This is a genomic window from Rivibacter subsaxonicus, assembly GCF_004217215.1.
Lineage (GTDB): Bacteria > Pseudomonadota > Gammaproteobacteria > Burkholderiales > Burkholderiaceae_C > Rivibacter > Rivibacter subsaxonicus.
Genome location: NZ_SHKP01000005.1, coordinates 1 through 22,094 on the forward strand (window position 1 = coordinate 1; position 22,094 = coordinate 22,094).

Sequence of the window (22,094 nt, forward strand, 5' to 3'; positions counted from 1 at the left end):
CCTCAATGCGATGCTGCGCGACCAGGCGATGTGGAACGCTGCCCGTCATCTGCGGCAGCCCATCGGAGCTTGACTTTGAAGACAGTTGCTAACCCGACTGACCAAGCAGTGAGTCGACGGCACGCTCGAGCAGGCTGCGCTCCTCAAGCGGCGCCGCCAGCTGCTCCGCCACCAGCCGCTCGAAGGCCGAGCGGGTCAGTGCGTGCGTGAGCCCGAGGTCGGCGTCGCTGAACAGCAGGTACTCGCGGCTGTCGCTGACCCACAGCAGGCGTGCCACGGTCCAGCCGCCGCGCGGCACCAGCCGACACCAGGTGCCGAGCGCGAGGTGGCGCGCCCAGTCGCGCGGCGCCACCGCGTCGGCGCCATCGAGCAGCTCGGCTGGCACGGTGTGCATGGTGCCGAAGTCGAGCAGCGAGTCCTGCGCCGCGCGCTCGGGCGTCGCGCTCGCGGCCAGTGCCGCATCGTCGTCTTCCTCGCGCATGCGGCGCACGATCTCGGCCGGCGTCAAAAGCTCGGCGGATGCAGTGGCCAGGCGCGCGTCGGGACGCAACAGCTCCATGTGGCGATCGGCCAGTTCATCGAGCACCGCCTGGCGCTCGTCCGGCGTCAGCTTGGTCAGAGCCAGGCCCTGTTGCAGGCGCTGCACCAGTACCGGCACCCGCCTGAGCAGGCGCTGGCGCTCTTCCGGCGTGCGCGGCACTTCCAGACTCTGCAGGAGTTCGTCGATCCAGCCGTGCAGGGCCTGCACCTGCGGCGCATCCTCGCCATCGCGCAGCGCCACCTCGGTCAGCACATCGACCCAGGGACCGGTGAGGAAGCGCTTGAGCGCATCGCTCAGACGCAGGCCCGCGCCCTGGACCGCGGGCTGGTGCAAGCCGAACTCGGGGGCCGCGGCATGCAGGCGCGACTGCACCGCGCGCCGGATGCCGAGCTTCAGCTCGGTTCTGCGCTCGGCGCGCCGCAGGCGCGCGATCGACGCCTGCGCGGCATCGCATTCGGCGCTCAGGTCCATCTCGAAGATGAACTCGAGGTCGCCCAGGGCGCGCACGAAGGTCTCGCCGTCGATCGTCGGCGCCACCTCGAGCCGCGCGCAGAGATCGTCGACGCTGCGCATCAGCGCACACAGACGCGGGTCGCCATCGTCGTCGTAGCCCAGGGTCCAGCTGCCGATTCGGTTGAGGAAGGTCCAGGCCGGGTGGTGATGGTCGTCGAAGAGCTTCGGTTCCTGCAGTGCCAGCCGCAGCAGCGGCACCTGCAGCTTGGCGATCGCGCTGCGCACCGGCAGGCGCAGCTGCTCGTCGTGCAACACGGCGTCGACCATGCGCGCGATCAGTTCGATCACCTGGCGTTCGATGACCTGACGTGCCGCCGCCTCCAGCATCGGCAGCCGCTCGAGCAGGCGGTTGGCCAGCGGGTCGGCCGCCGCGCTGCTGCTGGTGCCGAGCACCCGCGTCAGCATCGCGTCGGGCAGGCCATCGGGCGCGCCTGGGGTGCCGATCGGCACCTGCGGCTGCATGCGGCCACGCAGCATGTCGAGTGCACCCGGCCGCGTGACGTCGAAGCCCGAGGGTTCCGGCGTTGGCAGCCGCCGGCCAGGCAGGGCGGTGGCGCGCCAAGCGGCCGGCGTCACACCCCAGCGATTCAGTCGTTCGAGCGCATCGGCATAGGCGCGACCGAGCGCGCGAGAAAGCGGCGCCGCCGCCGCACGCAGCAGCGCGAGCCGCGCGCCGGGTGCCAGGCCGAGCGCCTCGCTGGCGTCCCAGACCGCGCGCACCATCAAATCGGCGCGCAGCAGGTTGGAGCCTCGCTTGACGCCGCCTTCGCCACGCAGCGTGGCGCTGCGCGCGGCGAGCTCGCGCAACACCAGTTCATGCTCCAGCTCGACCGCCTGCACGATCTTGACGAGCTCGATGTTCTCCTCGGCCTCGGCCTCGTCGACCAGCGCCAGCGAATCGAAGGCCGAGTGGCTCAGGCGCCCGGCGCCTGCGGCACGTGCGGCGCGCGGTGCCAGTTCGTTCTGCCAGCGCTGCACCAGCAGCTCGGCGGTGCGCCGCACCCACAGCAGCTGATCACGGGTGAGGGCCACCTCGGCCGCCTGCATCGGCACGCCGCCGGCGCTGCGCAGCGATCGGGTCGTGCTTGGCGACTGCAGCACCTGGCGCGTGTCGTTGGACAGTGCCGCCATCCAGCGCGGCACGTCGGCAAGGCAGGCCTCGATGTGGCGCTCGAGCAGCGGGGCGTGGGGCGGGAACTCGTTGTTCATCGGCACGGATCACGTTCGGGTTCGGGGCACCGTCGGCGATTCATTATGGGGTGCGCGGCCAGCAAAAAAGGGGCTGCCTCGCGGCAGCCCCTTCTGGCGTCGATGCACCTGCGGACAGGTGCTTCAGGCCGTGGACATCACATGTCCATGCCACCCATGCCACCCATGCCGCCCATGCCGCCCGGCATGGCCGGGCCGTCGTCCTTGGGCGACTCGGCGATCATGGCTTCGGTGGTCAGCATCAGGCCGGCCACCGAGGCAGCGTTTTGCAGAGCAGTGCGCGTCACCTTGGTCGGGTCCAGGATGCCCATGTCGATCATGTCGCCATAGGTCGCGTTGGCGGCGTTGTAGCCGAAGTTGCCCTTGCCCTCGAGGACCTTGGCGATCACCACGCTGGCTTCGTCGCCGGCGTTGGCGACGATCTCGCGCAGCGGCTGCTCGATCGCGCGCAGCACGATCTTGATGCCGGCCTCCTGGTCGGGGTTGTCGCCCTTGATCGCACCGGCAGCCTGCTTGGCGCGCAGCAGCGCGACACCACCACCGGCCACGATGCCTTCTTCGACGGCGGCACGGGTGGCGTGCAGCGCGTCTTCGACGCGGGCCTTCTTCTCCTTCATCTCGACTTCGGTGGCAGCACCGACCTTGATGAGGGCCACGCCGCCGGCCAGCTTGGCCACGCGCTCTTGCAGCTTCTCGCGGTCGTAGTCGCTGGTCGCTTCCTCGATCTGGATGCGGATCTGCTTGACGCGGGCCTCGATGTCACCGGCAGCGCCGGCGCCGTCGATGATCGTGGTGTTTTCCTTGCCCACTTCGACGCGCTTGGCCTGGCCGAGGTCGGCCAGCGTGACCTTCTCGAGCGTCAGGCCGACTTCCTCGGCGATCACCTTGCCGCCGGTCAGGATCGCGATGTCTTCCAGCATCGCCTTGCGACGGTCACCGAAGCCCGGCGCCTTGACGGCGACGACCTTGAGGATGCCGCGGATGGTGTTGACCACCAGCGTGGCCAGGGCCTCGCCGTCGACTTCTTCGGCAACGATCAGCAGCGGACGGCCCGACTTGGCCACCTGCTCCAGCGTCGGCAGCAGGTCGCGGATGTTGCTGATCTTCTTGTCGTAGAGCAGCACGAAGGGGTTGTCGAGCAGCGCCGATTGCTTCTCGGGGTTGTTGATGAAGTACGGCGACAGGTAGCCGCGGTCGAACTGCATGCCCTCGACCACGTCGAGTTCGCTCTCGAGCGACTTGCCGTCTTCGACGGTGATCACGCCTTCCTTGCCGACCTTGTCCATCGCGTCGGCAATGATCTTGCCGATCGACTCGTCGGAGTTGGCCGAGATCGAGCCGACCTGGGCGATTTCCTTGCTGGTGGTGGTGGCCTTGGAGGCCTTCTTCAGCTCGGCGACCAGTTGCAGCACGGCCTTGTCGATGCCGCGCTTGAGGTCCATCGGGTTCATGCCCGCGGCCACGTACTTCATGCCCTCGCGGATGATGGCCTGGGCCAGCACGGTCGCGGTGGTGGTGCCATCACCGGCGTTGTCGCTGGTCTTGGAAGCGACTTCCTTGACCATCTGCGCGCCCATGTTCTGGAGCTTGTCCTTGAGCTCGATCTCCTTGGCGACCGAGACACCGTCCTTGGTGACGGTGGGGGCGCCGAACGAGCGCTCGAGCACCACGTTGCGACCCTTCGGGCCGAGCGTGACCTTGACCGCGTTGGCCAGGATGTTCACGCCTTCGACCATGCGTGCGCGGGCTTCGCCGCCGAACACAACATCTTTTGCTGCCATGAAAATTCTCCGAAATCGTTGGGTGGGGCGGGCGGCTTACTTGCCTTCGACGACGGCGAAGAGGTCTTCCTCGCGCATCACCAGCAGTTCGTCGCCATCGACCTTGACGGCCTGGCCGCTGTACTTGCCGAACAGCACGCGGTCGCCGACCTTGACGTTGAGGGTCACGAAGTCGCCCTTGTCGGTCCGCTTGCCGGGGCCCACCGCCAGCACTTCGCCCTGGTCGGGCTTCTCGGCGGCGTTGTCGGGGATCACGATGCCCGAGGCGGTCTTGGTTTCTTGCTCGAGACGCTTGACGATCACGCGATCGTGCAGGGGACGCAGCTTCATCATCTCTCCTTGGATGGGCTCTGACAGTTGATGCGGGATTGGGTCGCAGTGAGCGCCCATTCACATGCTCGGATTCCGGCGCCGGCAAGGCGGCGGACGGATTGTTAGCACTCGTCAGACGCGAGTGCTAGTCAGACGATTATAGGGTTCGAATCCGAGCTTTCAATGACCCGCCCGTGACCAGGCCGCCGGATCGGGGCCGCCGCGCCGGCGCTTCAGTCGATCCGCAGGTACACGCGCCGCCCCTCGACCTTCACCGGATAGCTGCGCAGCGCCTCGCTGACCGGCTCGCAGGTGGGCTGGCCGCTGCGCACGTCGAACTTGCCCTGGTGCAGCGGGCATTCGATCTCGTGGCCTTCGAGGAAGCCGTCGCACAGCCGCGCCTGGCCGTGGGTGCAGATGTTGTCGGTGGCGTAGACCGCCGCGCCGACGGTGTAGATCGCGATGTCGCGGCCGGCGACGACCAGGCCCATCACGTCGTCGCTCGGCAGATCCTCGGCCGCGAGGGCGTCGACCCAGTTGTCTTGGCTCATGGCGGTCCTCAGATCGGGTAGATGATCGAGTTCGGGATCATTTCGCTGTCGTAGATGCACTCGCGCGACGCGAACCTCAGGCCCTGCGGGGTGCGCACCACCACGTCGAGGTAGCGGCCGACGTTGAACACGGTCGAGGCTTCGGACAGCTTGGTGCGCAGCACCGCGTAGTTCGCCTCGCACTCGAAGCGGCCCGCTTCGGCCCTGCGGATCACCGGCGCGCCGACGATGTGGCGCTGGTAGTAGGGGTCGTGGAACAGCGTCTCCTTGATGCCGTAGACGCGGTCCTTCAGCATGCCCTTGCTGGTGAAGGCCAGCGTCGCCAGCGGGAAGCCGCGCTCGTGGTTCTCGCGCGGCTGCAGCCGGTAGACGCAGTCCTCGGTGAAGAACTCGGGCCACAGCTCCCAGTCGCCGGAATCGACCGCGCTGGCGTAGTCGGCATAGAGCTGGGTCAGCGCGAGCCAGTCCGCGAAATCGATGTTGGTGGCCATCGCTCAGGCCCCCGGCCCGGGGGCCGCGCACAGCGCGGACCCGTTCGCCCCGTCCACGCCCGCGCAGGCGGGCGAGGAGCCGCGGGACTCGCCCTCCATCACTTCGCGCCAGTAGCGGTACATGCCGCGGATCAGCGTCTCGGTGACCATGTGCTCGGTGTTCTCCACCTCGTGCCCGCCCAGTTCGGCCAGCGTGCGGTGGAAGGGCTTGCTCTCGAAGGCCTGCTGGGAGAACTCGATCACCTCGCCGTCGTCGGCCGAGACGAAGCCGGCCGGTCCGAACAGGTTGGCCTGGCGCAACCGGCGCTGCGTCATCTCTTCGCTGTCGTCGTCGAAGCCGAAGTGGGTCCAGACGAAGTCGAAGGCGCCGTGGCCGCTGGGCTGGATGTGGCGGGTCGAAACGCTGTTGACCTGCTGCTGCAGGATCACGCTCGGGAAGATGGTGGTCATCACCGCGGTCGGCCCGCCCCACCAGGGCTCGGGAACGATGTCGAGGAAGCTGGCGTCGTTGAGCTGCATCGTCTCCTTGAAGCTCGACACCTGCGTCACCTGCTCGGCCTTGCCGGCGGTGCCGCGCGTCGAGATCATGGCCGCGTGGCGATGCCTGTCGTCCATGCGCAGCTGCGACTTGTTGTCGGCACGCCAGAGCCCGAAGGTGACGAACCAGGTGTGCAGCAGGCCGGGGTGGTAGGGGTCCTTGATGTTCTCCTGCATCAGCTTCCAGTTGCCCGGGATGCGCTGGCGGTTGTAGCCGAGGATCCTGAGCTTGCGGCCGTTGAAGAGACGGTCGAAGTAGCCGAGGATCACAGGGCCGAGGTAGTCCTCGAGCGACTCGAGCTCGTGGTCGAAGGAGGCAAAGACCACGCCGCCGCGCGTGGCGACCTTGAGCTTGGTCAGACCATGGTCGGCCGTCTTGAAATCGGCCGGCATGCCGCCGTGGACCTGGCCGTCCTGCTTGACGCCGCGGCGGAACGGCACGCCCTGCAGATCGCCCTTGAGCGTGTAGCTCCACTGGTGGTAGGGGCAGACGAAGTCCTTGCGGTTGCCGTGGCGCTCGCGGCAGAAGCGCATGCCGCGATGGGCGCAGACGTTCTCGACCACGTTGATCGCACCCTCGGCGTCGCGCACCATGATCACCGAGCGTTCGCCGACCACGGTGCGCTTGTAGTCGCCGGGGTTCGGGATCTCGGCCTCCAGCCCGACGTAGCACCAGTGGTCCCGGTAGAAAAAACGCTCCAGCTCGCGCTGGTAGATCTCGTCGCTGGTGTAGGTGAGGAAGGGGATGCGGTGGGTGCCGTCGCCCTCCCAGCGCACCCGCTTCGGGAACACGCTCGTGGTGTCGCTCATGCTGCTCTCCTCGCTCAATCCTCGATGCGGACCTCGATCTCGCCGAGGCCGGCGATCGCGCCGCGCATCGCGTCGCCCGCCACCACCGCCTTCACGCCCTCGGGCGTGCCGGTCATGATCAGGTCGCCCGGCTCCAGCGCGTCGTAGGCGGACAGCACGGCGATGGCCTCGGCGACCGACCAGATCAGCTGGTCGATGTCGGAGCGCTGGCGCGGCTGGCCGTTGACCGTCAGCGTGATCGCGGCCGCGCGCGGGTGGCCGATGTCCTGCGCGCGGTGCAGCGCGCCGATCGGCGCCGACTGCGCGAAGGACTTGCCGAACTCCCACGGCCGCCCCTTGTCGCGCGCTTCCAGCTGCAGGTCGCGCCGCGTCATGTCCAGGCCCACCGCATAGCCGTAGACATGCTCGAGCGCGCGCTCGACCGGGATGTCGCGCCCGCCGCGGGCGATGGCGACGACCAGCTCGATCTCGTGGTGGTAGTTGGCGGTCTTCGGCGGGTACGGCAGGCGCACCGGGCTCGCCGCGTCGACGACGGCCGAGGCCGGCTTCATGAAGAAGAACGGCGGCTCGCGGTCCGGGTCCTTGCCCATCTCGCGGGCATGCGCGGCGTAGTTGCGGCCGACGCAGAAGACGCGGTTGACCGGGAACTTCTCGTCGCGGCCGGCGACGGAGAGCGTGTGGAGCGGCGGAGCCTCGACGGCCAATTTCATGGTGCTGTCCTGGTGAAGAGGGTGATCAGAGTCGCTGCTCGCGCCACAGGCCGAGCGCCTGCTGCACCGGGCGGTCGGAGAAGCTGAACAGCAGCATGTCGCGCTCGGCGCGCAGTTGGAGGCCGTGCCACGAGGGCACGACGAACACATCGTTCTCCTGGATGCGCCAGGTGGCGTCGCCGACCTGCACCTCGCCGCGGCCTTCGAGGCACACAACCACGGTGCCGTCGGTCGAGCGCAGCGGCTTCGTTTCGAAGCCCGCCGGCAGCCATTGCGCGAAGGCGCCGATGGTCGGCATCGGCGAGGCGCCGGTGGCCGGGTTCACGTAGCGCAGCTTGTGGCCGTGGTGCGGGTCGGGCTGTCCCTGCGCGATGGCCTGCAGCGAGGCGCGCGTGCGCTCGAAGGGGTAGACGAAGACCCGCGTCGGCTCGGCCGCACGCGGCTGGTAGTCGACCGGCACCATGTTGGCGCCGTAGCGCGCGAGCGCGTCGCCCTCCGGCCGCTGCGCCGGCTGCGACTGCTGCTCGCCCTTCTCGGCGAAACCGGCGTCGAGGAAGCGCACGATCGGGATGTCGAGCCCGTCGAGCCAGACGACCGGCTCATCGCCGAGGTTGCCGTGCTCGTGCCAGGTCCAGGCCGGCGTGATGATGAAGTCGCCGCGCCGCATCGTCGTGCGTTCGCCGTCGACCGCGGTGTAGGCGCCCTCGCCGTCCAGCACCAGGCGCAGCGCCGATTGCGTGTGGCGGTGCGCCGGCGCGACCTCGCCGGGCAGGATCAGCTGCAGCCCGGCGTAGAGCGACTGCGTGATGCAGGACTGACCGCGCAGCGCCGGGTTCTCGAGGATCAGCACGCGGCGCTCGGCCTCCTCGGCGCTGATCAGGCGACCCGCTTCGAGAACCTGCTCGCGCAACTCGGCGTAGCGCCACAGCGCGGCCTGCACCGGCGTGCGCGGCTGCGGCGGCACCAGCGCCCCCAGCACCTCCCACAGCGGCGTCATGTTGCGCGCGCCAATGCGCTCGTAGTAGGCGGCACGCTCGCGCAGCGCGTCGGGCGGCAGGGTGGCGGCGTGCATGAGCTCGGTCTCCTCAGGTTCCTTGCGGATAGAAGGCGTCGGCGTGGATGCGCTCGGGCGCGATGCCCTTGCGGCGTGCGACCAACGCCGCGGCCTCGACCATCGGCGGTGATCCGCACAGGTAGGCGCGCCAGTCGTCGAGCTCGCCGAGGTCCTGCTCGATCGCGTCGGTGACGAGCCCGCAGCGCTGCGTCGCCGGGTCGCCGCCGGAGCTGACGACCACGTGCAGCTTCAGCGCCGGGTGGTCGCGCGCCAACTCGTCGAGCCAGTCGAGTCCGTAGACATCCTTCGGCGTGCGCACGCCAAGGTAGAGATGGATCGGATTGCGCATGCCGCCGCCGACGGTGCCGCGCAGGATCGACAGGATCGGCGCCAGCCCGGTGCCCCCGGCCACGCACAGCATCGGGCCCTCGTGCCGGCGGCGCAGGTAGGCCGAGCCGAGCGGGCCGCTGACGCGCACCGCGTCGCCGGGCTGGAGTTCGCGCGCGACATAGCCGCTCACGCGGCCCTCGGGCACCAGGCGCACGTGGAACTCGAGTTGACCGTCGTCGCACAGGCCGGCCATCGAATACGGCCGGATGTGATCGGGCGTGAACTGCAGCTGCGCGTACTGGCCCGGCGAGAACTCGATCGGCTTGGCCGGCCTGAGCACGACGCGCCTGATGTCGTGCGTCAGCTCCTCGACCGCCACCACCGTGGCCTTCACGATGCGCGCCGGGTGAACGACGATCTCGTCCGGCTCGGGAATCTCGATCGTGCACGGCCCGGTGACATGGGTCTGGCAGGCCAGCACGAAACCCTCGGCGCCTTCGAGCGGACGCTGCAGTTCCTTGCCGCCGTCGAGCACCTCGCCCTCGAGCACCTTGCAGCGGCAGGTGCCGCAGCGACCGGCCATGCACGAGTAGGACATCGGCACCTGCGCTGCCTTCAACGCCTCGAGCAGGTTCGCTCCCGGCTCGACCCGGATGACGCGGTTCAGGGGCTGGACGAGGACTTCCATGACGCGGGCGGCGAGATGCATTGCGGTTGCCGGCATCTTGGCGATCGATAGCTGTTCAGCCAATAGAATCAGCTGAATAGTCAACATCACGCACGGTGATGAAGGAGCCGGCGATGGAGCTCGGTGACCTCGATCTGAACCAGCTGGTGCTGTTCCAGCACCTGATGGTCGAGCGGCGCGTGTCGAAGGTGGCCGATGTGATGGGCCTGACCCAGCCCGCTGTCAGCAATTCGCTGGCCCGGCTGCGCAAGCTGTTCGGCGACGAGCTCTTCATCCGCACGCCCTCGGGCATGGTGCCTACGCCCTTCGCCGAGCAGCTCTCGGAACCGGTGGGCTACGCGCTGGCAATGATCCACAGCGGGCTGAACCAGCACGCGAAGTTCGACCCGGCGCGCATCGCGCGCTCGATGACGATCGGCATGACCGATATCGGCGAGATCGTCTTCCTGCCGCGGCTGGTCGAACGACTCAGCCGCGAGGCTCCGGGCATCACGCTGAGCACCGTGCGCAACGCGGCCGTCAATCTGCGCGACGACATGGAGGCCGGCCGGGTCGACATCGCCATCGGCCTGCTGCCGCAGCTCAAGGCCGGCTTCTTCCAGCGACGGCTGTTCCGCCAGCGCTACGTCTGCCTGTTCCGCCAGGGGCACCGACTCGACAGGAAGAAGCTGACGCTGGCCGACTACCGCGCGGCCGAGCATCTGGTGGTGGTGTCGGCCGGCACTGGCCATGGCAAGGTGGACGAGTTGATGCGGCGTTCCGGCATCGAGCGGCTGGTCCGGCTGACGGTGCCGCACTTCGTCGGCGTCGGTCACATCCTGCAGGCCACCGAGCTGGTCGCCACCGTGCCCGAGCGGCTGGCCCAGCGGCTGGCCGAGCCCTTCGGGCTGTCGTACCTGCCGCATCCGGCAAAACTGCCGGATATCGCGATCAATGTCTTCTGGCACGCCAAGGCGCATCGTTCGCCGGCGAACCAGTGGCTGCGCGGCGTGGTCTGCGAGCTGTTCGCCGACGACCAGGTCGTGGACCCGGCGGAGGCCGCCGCTTGAGCACCGATCTCGACCCGAGCAAGCCGACGCTGGCCGCCCGCCTGTTCGGCCCCTGGGTGCGCGAACTCGACCGCGCGACGCTGCGCGCCGACCTGCTGGCCGGGCTGCTCGGTGCGGTGCTGGTGCTGCCGCAGGCCATCGCCTTCGCCACGCTGGCCGGGCTGCCGCCACAGATGGGCCTGGCGACCGCGGTGCTGCCGTGCGCGCTGGCGGCGCTGTTCGGCTCCAGCCGCCACCTGATGTCCGGGCCCAGCAACGCGATCTCGCTGGCGCTGGCAGCCACGCTGGCACCGCTGGCCCTGGCCGGCAGCCCGGAGTACATCGAACTGGCGATCGCGGTGACGCTGCTGGTGGGCCTGCTGCAGACGCTGATCGGCGTCTTCGGCCTCGGCTCGATCGCCAACTTCATCTCGCCGGCCGCGCTGATGGGCTTCACCACCGGTGCCGCGCTGCTGATCGTGGTGCATGCCTTGCCCGATCTGCTCGGCCTGCCGGCGCACGGCGCCAGCGCGCTGCTGGCCGCGTTGCCGGGCTTTCGATGGGGGCCACTGGCGGTGGCCGCCGCCACGTTGGTGGGCGTGCTGGCGACGCGCCGTTGGCGGCCGCGCTGGCCGTCGATGCTGATCGGACTGGCGCTCGGCACGCTATGCGCCACGGCCCTGCGACTGTGGCAGCCGGCCCTCGGCGAGGCGATCGCCCGAGTCGGCCCGGTGCCGCCACCGTGGCCGATCTGGCACTGGCCTCAGCTCGACGCGGCGCGCCTGCGCGATCTGGCCGGCATCGTGCTGGCGCTGACGCTGGTCGCCTCGGCGCAGTCGATCGCGATGGCCAAGACGGTGGCGCTGCGCTCGGGGCAGCGCATCGACGTCAACCGCGAGCTCTTCGGCCAGGGGCTGTCGAACCTGGTGGGCGGCGTCACCTCCGCGTACCTGTCGGGCGGTTCGGTCAACCGCTCGCTGCCGAACTACGAAGCCGGCGCCCGCACGCCGATGGCCAGCGTGTTCTCGGCGCTGCTGCTGTTGCTGCTGACCATCGTCAGCGCGCCGCTGCTGGCCGCGATCCCGCTGGCGGCGATCTCGGCGCTGCTGGTGCTGGTGGCGATCTCGTTGCTGGATCTGGAGCGCTGGCAGCGCCTGGCCCGGATCGAGCGGGCCGACTTCATCACCGCCGCCGTCACCGCGATCGCGACCCTCAGCCTGCGGCTGGAGATCGCGATCCTGCTTGGCAGCCTGCTGTCGCTCGGCAGTCACCTGCACCGCACCTCCAGACCGGCGATGCGCACGATGGGCTTTGATTCAGATGATGCGAAGCGGCCCTTTGTCGTGCTCGACGAGGCACCCGCGGGCGCCCTGCCGGAATGCCCCCAGCTCAAGCTGCTGCGCATGGAAGGCGCGGTCTACTTTGCCGCGGTGCCCCACGTGGGCGACACGCTGCAGGCCCTGCGCGAGGGCTCGTCGCCGCAACTTCACCTGCTGGTGATGGCCAAGAGCATGAACACCATCGACCTGCCCGCGGCCGAGATGTGGGCCCAGGAACTGGCGGCGCGGCGCGCCGCGGGTGGCGACCTGTACTTCCACCGCCCGCGCCCGCCCGTCATGCAGTTGTGGCGCAGCACCGGCTTCCTCGACGCGCTGGGCGCCGACCACGTGTTTGCCGACAAGCACAGCGCGATCGCCGCCATCGTGCCGCGCCTGGACGATGCGACCTGCGCCGCCTGCACGCGACGAATCTTCGCCGAGTGCGCAGGAAGACCGCGAAATCCTACTCAAGGGGGAGAGCTGGAAGCGTAGCAAGCACGGCTGCGATTGCTACGATGCTGACTCGCCTCACGACGGGCCGCAGAGCCAGCAATCCGCAAGCGTCGAAGGCGTGCTCAGGGAAAACGAAAAAGCGACCGGCGCTGCCGCCGGTCGCTTTTTTCTTGGTGCCTCGCGGCTCAGCGCGGCACGCGCCGGACCGTCGTGCTGCCGCCGCCGGAAACGACCTGGACCGGGTCGCCGGCCAGGAAGTCGCCCGGGTTGCCCGGCTGCGTGACCGCGATCTGCTGGCCGTTCTCGAGGCGCACGATCACCTCGACCCCGGCCTGCTGGTTGCGCGCCGCCGTGGCCTGGTTGGCGGCCACGCCGCCCGCTGCGGCGCCTGCCGTCGTCGCCACCGTCTGCCCGGAGCCGCCGCCGATCTGGCTGCCAAGCGCCGCGCCCGCCACCGCCCCGGTGACCGTTCCGGCCGTCGACGCCGTGCCCGCGATCGTGACGGCGCGCGTGCTCACCACCGTGCCCTGCTGCACCGTCTGCGGCGCCGAGCTCGCGCGCACCGCATTCGGATCGGGCGTGCTGCATGCCGCCAGAACCGCCGCCAAGCCAAGGGCAAGAAGAACCTGCTTCATCTCATTCATCCTTCGTCTTTGGCCGGCACGCCGGTGACTGCGATGGTTCTCGACACGCGCGCCGGCGAGATGTCGAAAGCCGCTCCTCGATCGACGATCTAGGCCTCAGGCGTGCAGACGGCTGCTGCGCGGCACGCTGGCCAGCAGGAACTCCATCTGGTCGGCCAGGATGCGGCGGCCGCGCAGGATCATGTCCTCGTGCAGGCTCGGCACGTAGGGCAGGTAGAGCAGGCTCATGTGCGCTTCCTCGGGCATGCGGCTGCCCTTGCGGCCGTTGCACGAGCGGCAGGCCGTGATGCAGTTCATCCAGCTGTCGCTGCCGCCACGCGAGGTCGGCACGATGTGCTCGCGGGTCAGGTCATCGGCGTGGAACAGGCCGCCGCAGTAGGCGCAGACATAGCGGTCGCGTGCGAACAGCTTGCCGTTGGCCAGTGCCGGCGCCTGGCGCCAGGCCCGGCTCGGGACGCTGCCGCGCACCGCGATGATCGGGTGCACCTCGATGCGCGACTGGCGTCCGCTGATGCGCTGGATGCCGCCGCGCAGCACATAGAACGGGTCACCCAGCGTCCACGCGATGCCGTCGCTGGCGTAGATGAGCGCCGCCTCCCTGGCCGAGATCCAGGCTTGCGGCCGTCCGGAGACATCGAGTTGCAGTACGTCCAAGTTTGGGGCACTCCGTGCACCGCAGCATAAGCCAGCTTGCATGACAGGCTCAATCGGGATCGGCATGGGCTTAGCGAAGCATCGGGCAACGCCGCTCTCCGGGTGAACCCCAAGCGGAAGTAGGCCGAAGTCCCTACAAAAGCCGACAAGGCTGTCACACCGGCGACCCGGAATTCTGCAAAATAGAACGACCGTTCGTTTTATTGCTTATCCTCACAGCTTCCGCTCAACCGCCGTTGCTCGCACAACGCCCAAGCGCCGTGTCCACACCCCTTCATTCCCTGCCCGCTGGTGATCGTTCGAACGAGCCACGCGCCAGCCTGAAGTCGGGCCTGCAGAAAGGCCGGCAGACGCGTGCCGCGATCCTCGAGGCGGCGCTCGGCCTGGCCTCGCAGATCGGACTCGAGGGCCTGTCGATCGGCGCGCTGGCCGAGGTGACCTCGATGAGCAAGTCGGGCGTTTTCGCCCACTTCGGATCGCGCGAGGAACTGCAGATCTCGGTGGTGCGCGAGTACCACGCGAAGTTCGAGGAAGAGATCTTCTATCCGGCCGTGCGCGAGGCGCGCGGCCTGCCGCGCCTGCGCGCGATGTTCGATCGCTGGGTCAAGCGGGTCTCGGTCGAGATCGACTCCGGCTGCATCTACATCAGCGGCGCGGTCGAGTTCGATGACCGCCCGGGCCCGGTGCGCGACGCGCTGGTGCGCATGGTGCGCACCTGGCACGACGCGCTCGAGCGCGCGATCCGCATCGCGATCGAGGAGGGCCACCTGCGGCCGGACACCGATCCGATGCAGATGCTGTTCGAGATCCACGGCCTGATCCTCGCGCTGCACCACGACGCGCGCTTCATGCGCAACCCGGGCGCGGTCGAGCGCGCCTACCGCGCCTTCGAGCGCATCGTCGCCGACTACCGCACGAGCGACGGCGCCGATCTTCCGCTGCGGAGCCGAGGCGCGCGCTGAAGGCGCGGCTCGACCCCATCCCTCACCTCCCCCTTCTTCACCGCTGACCCTGGAGCTAGTTTCGATGGCGACCTACACCCCCCCGCTGCGCGACATGCAGTTCGTCCTGCACGAGGTGCTCAACGTCACCGACGAGTTGAAGCTGCTGCCGCGCCACGCCGATGTCGATGCCGACACCATCAACGCGGTGCTGGAAGAAGGCGGCAAGTTCGCCTCGCAAGTGCTGTTCCCGATCAACATCAGCGGCGACACCGAGGGCTGCACGCTCGACAAGACGACCCACGAGGTGAAGGCGCCCACCGGATTCAAGGAAGCCTATGCCCAGTACGTCGAGGGCGGCTGGCCGGCGCTGAGCTGTGACCCGGAGTACGGCGGCCAGGGCCTGCCGCTCGTCATCAACCAGTGCATGTACGAGATGATGAATTCGGGCAACCAGGCCTGGACCATGTATCCCGGCCTGAGCCACGGCGCCTACGAGGCGCTGCACGCGCACGGCACGCCGGAGCAGAAGGCAACCTTCCTGCCCAAGCTGACCAGCGGCCAGTGGACCGGCACCATGTGCCTGACCGAGCCGCATTGCGGCACCGACCTCGGCATGCTGCGCTCGAAGGCCGAACCGCAGGCCGACGGCAGCTACAAGATCACCGGCCAGAAGATCTTCATCTCCGCCGGCGAGCACGACCTGGCCGAGAACATCGTCCACCTGGTGCTGGCGCGGCTGCCGGACGCGCCGGTCGGCAGCAAAGGCATCTCGCTGTTCCTGGTGCCCAAGTTCCTGGTCAATGCCGACGGCTCGCTGGGTGCGCGCAACCCGGTGTTCTGCACCGGCCTCGAGCACAAGATGGGCATCCATGGCAACGCCACCGCCCAGATCAACCTCGACGGCGCCATCGGCACCCTCGTGGGCCAGCCCAACAAGGGCCTGGCGGCGATGTTCGTGATGATGAACGCGGCGCGCCTGGGCGTGGGCAACCAGTCGCTCGGCCTGACCGAGGTGGCCTACCAGAACGCGGTGGCCTACGCCAAGGACCGTATCCAGATGCGCGCGCTCTCGGGCCCGAAGAACCCCGAACTGCCGGCCGACAAGATCATCCACCACCCCGACGTGCGCAAGATGCTGCTGACCGCACGCGCCTACGCCGAGGGCGGCCGCGCGTTCGCGATCTGGACCGCGCTGCAGATCGACAAGGAACTGCACAGCGACGACGAGGACGAGCGCAAGGAAAGCGCCGACCTGGTCGCGCTGCTGACGCCGATCATCAAGGCCTTCATCACCGACAACGCCTGGATCGCGACCTCGCACTGCATGCAGGTCTTCGGTGGCCACGGCTACGTCAAGGAATGGGGCATGGAGCAGTACGTGCGCGATGCCCGCATCAACATGATCTACGAGGGCACCAACACGATCCAGTCGCTGGACCTGCTGGGCCGCAAGGTGCTGGGCGACAACGGCAAGAAGCTCAAGGCCTTCGGCAAGCTGGTGCAGACCTTCGTCGAGGACGAGGGCACCAACGAGGCGATGCAGGAGTTCATCAACCCGCTGGCCGACGTCGGCGACAAGCTGACCAAGCTGACCACCGAGCTCGGCATGAAGGCCTTCGGCAACGCCGACGAAGTGGGCGCCGCCGCGGTCGACTACCTGCGCGTGGCCGGCCACCTGGTGTTCGCCTACTTCTGGGCCCGCATGGCCAAGGTCGCGCTCGAGAAGCAGAACGCGGGCGACCCGTTCTACACCGCCAAGCTGGCCACCGCGCGCTTCTACTTCGCCAAGCTGCTGCCCGAGACCGCCGGCCTGATCCGCACCGCGCGCACCGGCCTGGCGCCGCTGATGGAGATGGACGAGGCGCTGTTCTAAACGCCGCCACCCTTTCGCAACCTCGCCTGGAGACAACAAGCATGAACAAGAAGAAGCTGCTGCTGGCCACCCTGCTCGTCCTGACCGGTTCTGCCTTCGCGCAGACCAGTCCGGCGGGGTTGTGGAAGACGATCGACGACAAGAGCGGCAAGGAGCGCTCGCTGGTGCGCATCAGCGAGAGCGCCGGCGTGTTCAGCGGCCGCATCGAGAAGCGGCTCGATCCGAACGCGCCGGCCAACGAGGTCTGCGTACCCTGCACCGACGACCGCAAGGGCAAGCCGGTCGACGGCATGGAGATCATCCGCGGTGTCAAGAAGAACACCGACGATGCCGCGCTGTGGGACGGCGGCAGCATCCTCGACCCGGAGAACGGCAAGACCTACAAGGTGCGCCTGAGCCCGGCCGATGGTGGCAAGAAGCTCGAGGTGCGCGGCTACATCGGCATGCCGATGCTGGGTCGCACCCAGACCTGGATCCGGGTCGAGTAAACGAACGAACGACGACTTTCTGGAGAGAGTAGTGATGAACCGATTCAACGTTCGCAAGGTCGCCGTGCTCGGCGCCGGCGTGATGGGCGCACAGATCGCGGCCCACCTGGTCAACTGCAAGGTGCCGGTCGTGCTGTTCGACCTGCCGGCCAAGGAAGGCCCGAAGAGCGCGATCGCGCTGAAGGCGATCGACAACCTCAAGAAGCTCAAGCCGGCCCCGCTCGGCGTGGCCGAAGACGCGGCGCTGATCACGCCGGCCAACTACGAGGAGCACCTCGCGCTGCTTGGCGAATGCGACCTGGTGATCGAGGCGATCGCCGAGCGCATGGACTGGAAGCTCGATCTTTACACCAAGATCGCGCCGCACGTGGCGCCGCATGCGCTGCTGGCCTCGAATACCTCGGGCCTGTCGATCACCAAGCTGGCGGCCGCGCTGCCGGCCTCGATCCAGCCGCAGTTCTGCGGCATCCACTTCTTCAACCCGCCGCGCTACATGGCGCTGGTCGAGCTGATCGCGACGCCGACCACCGAGCCGGTGGTGCTGGATCACCTCGAAGCGTTTGTGACCACAACCCTCGGCAAGAGCGTGGTGCGGGCCAAGGACACGCCGAACTTCATCGCCAACCGGGTCGGCATCGCCGGCATGCTGGCGACGATCAAGGAGGCCGAGAACTTTGGCTTGAGCTACGACGTGGTCGACGACCTGACCGGCAAGAAGTTCGGCCGCGCCAGCTCGGGCACCTTCCGCACCGCGGACGTGGTCGGCCTCGACACGATGGCCCACGTGATCAAGACCCTGCAGGACAACCTGCAGGATGATCCCTTCTATGCCAGCTACGCGACGCCGGCGGTGCTGGACGGCCTGATCAAGGCTGGCGCGCTCGGCCAGAAGGCCGGCGCCGGCTTCTACAAGAAGGTCGGCAAGGACATCCTGCGCCTGGACCCGGCGAAGCAGGACTACGTTCCCGCCGGTGGCAAGGCCGAGCCGATCGTCGATCGCATTCTCAAGAAGCCGGTTGCCGAGCGCCTCAAGCTGCTGCGCGAGTCGAGCAACCCACAGGCGCAATTCCTGTGGGCGATCTTGCGCGACGGTTTCCACTACGCCGCGGTGCACCTGGAAAGCATTGCCGATTCCGCGCGCGACGTGGACTTCGCGATGCGCTGGGGCTTCGGCGCCAAGCAAGGCCCCTTCGAGCTCTGGCAGGAGGCCGGCTGGCAGCAGGTCGCAACCTGGGTCAAGGAAGACATCGACGCCGGCAAGGCACTGAGCAGCGCACCGCTGCCCGACTGGGTCTTCGATGGCCGCACCGGTGTGCACGCGGCCGAAGGCTCGTGGTCGCCAAGCCAGAAGCGCTACGTGCCACGCAGCGCGCTGCAGGTCTACCAGCGCCAGCACTTCCCCGAGAACGTGCTGGGCTCGGGCGCGGTCGCCCCGCTGCAAAGCGGCACCGAGCTGTTCAAGAACGACGAGGTCCGCGTCTGGACGCTAGACGGCGAGGTCGTGATCGCCTCGATCACCGCCAAGCTGCACCTGATCAGCCCGCTCGTCGTCGAGGGCCTGCTCAAGGCACTCGACATCGCCGAGGCCGGCTACCAGGGTCTGGTGATCTGGTCGCCGGACGACGTGTTCTCGGCCGGCGCCAATCTCGAGGCGCTGATGCCGGTGTTCATGAAGAGCGGAGCGAAGGGCATCGCGCCCGAGGTCAAGAAGCTGCAGGACGCCTTCCTTCGCGTGCGCTACTCCAACGTGCCAGTCGTCTCGGCGATGCGCGGCATCGCGCTCGGCGGTGGCTGCGAGCTGTCGGTGTATTCCGCGAAGCGCGTGGTCGCGATGGAGACCTATGTCGGCCTGGTCGAGGTCGGCGTCGGCCTGGTGCCGGCCGGCGGTGGCCTGGCCTACATCGCGCGCCGCGCGGCCGAGATGGCGAGCGCCGGCAATGCGAATGCCGACATCTTTGCCTTCGTCAAGGACGGCTTCACCAACGCCGCGATGGCCAAGGTCGGCACCAGCGCGCTGGAAAGCCGCAAGCTCGGCTACGTGCTCGACAGCGACGTGATCGTGCCGCACAAGGACGAGCTGCTGTTCGTTGCCATCGAGCAGGCCAAGGCGATGGCCGCCAGCGGCTATCGCGCGCCGGTCAAGCGCCTGTTTCCGGTGGCCGGCCGCAACGGCATCGCCACCGTCAAGGCCCAGCTCGCCAACATGCGCGATGGCGGCTTCATCAGCCAGCACGACTTCCACATCTCGTCGCTGATCGCCGACGTGGTCTGCGGCGGCGATGTCGACGCCGGTTCGCTGGTCAGCGAGGAGTACCTGATGGCGCTCGAGCGCAAGCATTTCTGCGCGCTGCTGGAAAACGGCAAGACGCAAGAGCGAATCATGGGCATGTTGTCGACCGGCAAGCCGGTTCGGAACTGATCAGGCCGCGACAGGAGAAATACATGAGCAAGCAGATTCAAGACGCCTACATCGTCGCCGCCACCCGCACCCCGATCGGCCGCTCGGGCCGCGGCTACTTCAAGAACACCCGGCCCGACGACCTGCTGGTCGCGGCGATCCGCAGCGCGATGGCGCAGGTGCCGACGCTCGACCGCGGCGCGGTCGAGGACGCGATCATCGGCTGCTCCTTCCCCGAGGGTGAGCAGGGCATGAACATGGCGCGCATCGCGGTGGCGCTGGCCGGGTTTACCAAACCGGTGGGCGGCGTCACGGTCAACCGCTTTTGCGCTTCGGGCCTGACCGCCATTCAAATGGCTGCTGACCGCATCCGCGTCGGCGAGGCCGACGTGATGATCGCCGGCGGCGCCGAGTCGATGAGCCTGGTGCCGATGGGCGGCAACAAGCCCTCGTTCAACCCCGAGGTCTTTGCCAAGGATGAGAACGTCGGCATTGCCTACGGCATGGGCCTGACCGCGGAGAAGGTCGCGGCGCAGTGGAAGGTCAGTCGCGAGGCGCAGGACGCCTTCGCGCTCGAGTCGCACCTGCGCGCCATCAAGGCCCAGGCGGCCGGCGAGTTCACGAACGAGATGACGCCGATCGAAGTCGTCGATCGCTTCCCGAATCTCGAGACCGGCGAGCAAGGCATCAGGACCCGCACCGTCTCGCTCGACGAGGGCCCGCGCCCCGACACCTCGCTCGAAGGCCTCGCGCGCCTGAAGCCGGTGTTCGCCGCCAAGGGCAGCGTGACCGCCGGCAACAGCTCGCAGACCAGCGACGGCGCCGGCGCGCTGATCCTGGCCAGCGAGAAGGCCATCAAGCAGTACGACCTCAAGCCGCTGGCGCGCTTCGTCAGCTTTGCCGCGCGCGGCGTGCCGCCCGAGATCATGGGCATCGGCCCGATCGAGGCCATCCCGGCCGCGCTGAAGTACGCCGGGCTGACGCAGGACCAGATCGACTGGATCGAACTCAACGAGGCCTTTGCCGCGCAGTCGCTGGCGGTGATCAACAGCGTCGGTCTCGACCCGTCCAAGGTCAACCCGATGGGCGGCGCGATCGCGCTCGGCCACCCGCTCGGCGCCACCGGCGCGATCCGCGCCGCCACCGTGATCCACGCGCTGCAGCGCCATAAGCTGAAGTACGGCATGGTGACGATGTGCGTCGGCACCGGCCAGGGTGCGGCCGGCATCTTCGAGCGCGTCTGATCGGACAACGCCGCTGCGCATGAGCAGTTCGGGCCGCCAGCGCAGCAATGCATGGCGGCCCGTGTTCCTTGCAGATCCGACATGAGCCAACTTCATCAGTACCAACGGCGCCGCTTGCTTGGCGTCGCCGCCCTGCTGCCGCTCACCGGCCTGGCTGGCTGCGCGCCGGCCGAGGCCGTGCGCGACTTCCCGACGCTGGCTTCGGCGCAGGCCGCCATCGAGCGAGCCTCCGCCGGCGGGCTCAAGAGCAGTGGCGCCTGGACCCTGGCCCAGGTGCTCACGCATGCCGCGCAGAGCATCGAGTTCTCGATGAGCGGCTTCCCCGAGCTCAAGCCCGAGTTGTTCCGCGCCACGCTCGGCCGCGCCGCGTTCGCCTTCTTCGATGCCCGTGGCGCGATGCGCCATGCGCTGGACGAGCCCATTCCCGGCGCGCCCGAGCTGAATCCCCAGACGGCGCTGCCGGCCGCCGCCGCGCGCTGCCTCGATAGCTTGCGCCGCTTCGAAGCCCATACCGGCGCACTCGCGCCGCATTTCGCCTACGGTGCGCTCGACAAGGCGCAATACACCCGCGCCCACCTGATGCACCTGGCCAACCACTGGACCGAGATCGGTCCTGCCTGAGGGGCAAGCTTTGATGCAGTCGATCCGCTTCTCGGCCGACGATGGCTTCGAGCTGTCGGGCACCCTGCATGGCGACCCGGGCACCGCCCGCGCCGGCCTGCTGATCGCGCCCGCGATGGGCGTGCCGCAGAGCTACTACGCCGAGTTCGCCACCTGGCTCGCCGACCAGGGCGTGGCGGTGCTGTGCTTCGACTACCGCGGCATGGGTGCCTCGCGCCCGACCGCGATGAAGCACTCGCTGCGCGGCCTCGATGCCGACGTGCAGACCTGGGCCGAACGAGACGCCGGCGCCGCGCTGGCCTGGTTCGATGCGCAGCTGCCGTCGACGACGCCGATCCACTGGCTCGGCCACAGCCTCGGCGCGCAGATCCTCGGCCTGGTGCCGGGCCGCGAGCGCATTTCGCGCGTGGTCACGGTCGGCGCCGGCAGCGGCTACTGGCGCGAGAACGCGCCGGGCTTGCGCCGCTATGTCTGGTGGCTCTGGTTCGTCATCGTGCCGCTGGCGCTGCCGCTGGCCGGCTACTTTCCGGGCCGCCGGCTGCGCAAGGTCGGCGACCTGCCGCGCGGCGTGATGGCGCAGTGGCGCCGCTGGTGCCTGTCACCCGACTATCTGATGAGCGAGCCGGGCACCGACTGGCGCGAGCGCTACGCGCGCATCCGCAACCCGATCCTCGTGCTCTCGTTCACCGACGACGAGTTCATGAGCGAGCGCAACACCGAGTCGCTGCACGGCTTCTACGCAGGAGCGCCCAAGACGATGCGGCGCATCGCGCCGGACGACATCGGTGAAAAGCGCATCGGCCATTTCGGCTTTTTCCGTTCGCGCTTTTCAGACTCGCTGTGGCCGCAGGTACCGCAGTGGATCGGCGCCTGACGCCATACTTCACGCATCGTTCCAGGA

The 22,094-nt window shown here is 68.5% G+C and carries 20 protein-coding genes; 9 read left to right on the forward strand and 11 right to left on the reverse strand.

What is annotated here, in order from left to right; genetic code table 11:
• Nucleotides 1–88 precede the first annotated feature (88 nt).
• The 9 genes from EV670_RS05995 to EV670_RS06035 form a co-directional block, all read right to left on the reverse strand.
• Nucleotides 89–2,263 carry a DUF1631 family protein gene (locus tag EV670_RS05995; protein ID WP_130430953.1) on the reverse strand — a complete coding sequence of 725 codons (2,175 nt, stop codon included), beginning with the start codon at nucleotides 2,261–2,263 and terminating at the stop codon, nucleotides 89–91.
• A gap of 137 nt (nucleotides 2,264–2,400) precedes the next feature.
• Entirely contained in the window at nucleotides 2,401–4,044 is a 1,644-nt protein-coding gene (groL, locus tag EV670_RS06000) for a chaperonin GroEL (RefSeq protein ID WP_130430954.1), read from the reverse strand.
• A 36-nt stretch (nucleotides 4,045–4,080) separates the two neighbouring features.
• Nucleotides 4,081–4,374, reverse strand: a complete 294-nt coding sequence (gene groES, locus EV670_RS06005) for a co-chaperone GroES (protein ID WP_130430955.1) — start codon at nucleotides 4,372–4,374, stop codon at nucleotides 4,081–4,083.
• A 215-nt stretch (nucleotides 4,375–4,589) separates the two neighbouring features.
• A complete protein-coding gene (locus tag EV670_RS06010; protein WP_130430956.1) occupies nucleotides 4,590–4,907 on the reverse strand; it encodes a non-heme iron oxygenase ferredoxin subunit in 318 nt (105 codons plus the stop codon).
• A gap of 8 nt (nucleotides 4,908–4,915) precedes the next feature.
• Nucleotides 4,916–5,398 carry an aromatic-ring-hydroxylating dioxygenase subunit beta gene (locus tag EV670_RS06015; protein ID WP_207225014.1) on the reverse strand — a complete coding sequence of 161 codons (483 nt, stop codon included), beginning with the start codon at nucleotides 5,396–5,398 and terminating at the stop codon, nucleotides 4,916–4,918.
• 3 nt (nucleotides 5,399–5,401) lie between these two features.
• Nucleotides 5,402–6,745 (reverse strand): aromatic ring-hydroxylating dioxygenase subunit alpha, encoded by a 1,344-nt coding sequence (locus tag EV670_RS06020; RefSeq protein WP_242616863.1) that lies wholly within the window; start codon nucleotides 6,743–6,745, stop codon nucleotides 5,402–5,404.
• A gap of 14 nt (nucleotides 6,746–6,759) precedes the next feature.
• A complete protein-coding gene (locus EV670_RS06025) occupies nucleotides 6,760–7,455 on the reverse strand; it encodes a fumarylacetoacetate hydrolase family protein (protein ID WP_130430957.1) in 696 nt (231 codons plus the stop codon).
• Between the two features lie 25 nt (nucleotides 7,456–7,480).
• A complete protein-coding gene (gene gtdA, locus EV670_RS06030) occupies nucleotides 7,481–8,527 on the reverse strand; it encodes a gentisate 1,2-dioxygenase (protein ID WP_130430958.1) in 1,047 nt (348 codons plus the stop codon).
• A gap of 13 nt (nucleotides 8,528–8,540) precedes the next feature.
• Entirely contained in the window at nucleotides 8,541–9,527 is a 987-nt protein-coding gene (locus EV670_RS06035) for a 2Fe-2S iron-sulfur cluster-binding protein (RefSeq protein ID WP_130430959.1), read from the reverse strand.
• Between the two features lie 113 nt (nucleotides 9,528–9,640).
• On the opposite strand from EV670_RS06035, the gene EV670_RS06040 reads away from it, so the two are divergent.
• Nucleotides 9,641–10,576 carry a LysR family transcriptional regulator gene (locus EV670_RS06040; RefSeq protein ID WP_130430960.1) on the forward strand — a complete coding sequence of 312 codons (936 nt, stop codon included), beginning with the start codon at nucleotides 9,641–9,643 and terminating at the stop codon, nucleotides 10,574–10,576.
• Nucleotides 10,573–12,366: a SulP family inorganic anion transporter gene (locus EV670_RS06045; RefSeq protein ID WP_130430961.1), complete on the forward strand. Its 1,794-nt coding sequence runs from the start codon at nucleotides 10,573–10,575 to the stop codon at nucleotides 12,364–12,366. The genes EV670_RS06040 and EV670_RS06045 overlap by 4 nt, the downstream gene beginning before the upstream one ends.
• A 146-nt stretch (nucleotides 12,367–12,512) precedes the next feature.
• Here the strand turns inward: EV670_RS06045 and EV670_RS06050 are convergent, their stop codons facing one another.
• Together EV670_RS06050 and EV670_RS06055 are read right to left on the reverse strand one after the other, a co-directional pair.
• Nucleotides 12,513–12,962, reverse strand: a complete 450-nt coding sequence (locus tag EV670_RS06050; RefSeq protein WP_165393254.1) for an outer membrane lipoprotein — start codon at nucleotides 12,960–12,962, stop codon at nucleotides 12,513–12,515.
• A gap of 105 nt (nucleotides 12,963–13,067) precedes the next feature.
• Nucleotides 13,068–13,625, reverse strand: a complete 558-nt coding sequence (locus tag EV670_RS06055; protein ID WP_130430963.1) for an HNH endonuclease — start codon at nucleotides 13,623–13,625, stop codon at nucleotides 13,068–13,070.
• A 281-nt stretch (nucleotides 13,626–13,906) separates the two neighbouring features.
• Between EV670_RS06055 and EV670_RS06060 the strand changes: the two genes are divergently transcribed.
• The 7 genes from EV670_RS06060 to EV670_RS06090 all read left to right on the forward strand — a co-directional run bounded on the left by EV670_RS06060 (nucleotide 13,907) and on the right by EV670_RS06090 (nucleotide 22,067).
• On the forward strand, nucleotides 13,907–14,587 hold the full coding sequence (locus tag EV670_RS06060; RefSeq protein ID WP_130431672.1) for a TetR/AcrR family transcriptional regulator: 681 nt from the start codon (nucleotides 13,907–13,909) through the stop codon (nucleotides 14,585–14,587).
• A gap of 64 nt (nucleotides 14,588–14,651) precedes the next feature.
• Nucleotides 14,652–16,442 (forward strand): acyl-CoA dehydrogenase C-terminal domain-containing protein, encoded by a 1,791-nt coding sequence (locus EV670_RS06065; protein ID WP_130430964.1) that lies wholly within the window; start codon nucleotides 14,652–14,654, stop codon nucleotides 16,440–16,442.
• Between the two features lie 41 nt (nucleotides 16,443–16,483).
• The gene (locus EV670_RS06070; RefSeq protein WP_130430965.1) at nucleotides 16,484–16,930 is read left to right on the forward strand and encodes a DUF2147 domain-containing protein; all 447 of its coding nucleotides are present in this window, start codon (nucleotides 16,484–16,486) and stop codon (nucleotides 16,928–16,930) included.
• A gap of 34 nt (nucleotides 16,931–16,964) precedes the next feature.
• Complete coding sequence (locus EV670_RS06075) at nucleotides 16,965–19,349, forward strand: 3-hydroxyacyl-CoA dehydrogenase/enoyl-CoA hydratase family protein (protein ID WP_130430966.1); 2,385 nt, start codon at nucleotides 16,965–16,967, stop codon at nucleotides 19,347–19,349.
• A gap of 23 nt (nucleotides 19,350–19,372) precedes the next feature.
• Nucleotides 19,373–20,572 carry an acetyl-CoA C-acyltransferase gene (locus EV670_RS06080; protein ID WP_130430967.1) on the forward strand — a complete coding sequence of 400 codons (1,200 nt, stop codon included), beginning with the start codon at nucleotides 19,373–19,375 and terminating at the stop codon, nucleotides 20,570–20,572.
• Between the two features lie 81 nt (nucleotides 20,573–20,653).
• Nucleotides 20,654–21,193 (forward strand): DUF1569 domain-containing protein, encoded by a 540-nt coding sequence (locus EV670_RS06085; RefSeq protein ID WP_130430968.1) that lies wholly within the window; start codon nucleotides 20,654–20,656, stop codon nucleotides 21,191–21,193.
• Between the two features lie 13 nt (nucleotides 21,194–21,206).
• Nucleotides 21,207–22,067 (forward strand): alpha/beta hydrolase family protein, encoded by an 861-nt coding sequence (locus tag EV670_RS06090; protein ID WP_130430969.1) that lies wholly within the window; start codon nucleotides 21,207–21,209, stop codon nucleotides 22,065–22,067.
• Nucleotides 22,068–22,094: the final 27 nt, after the last annotated feature.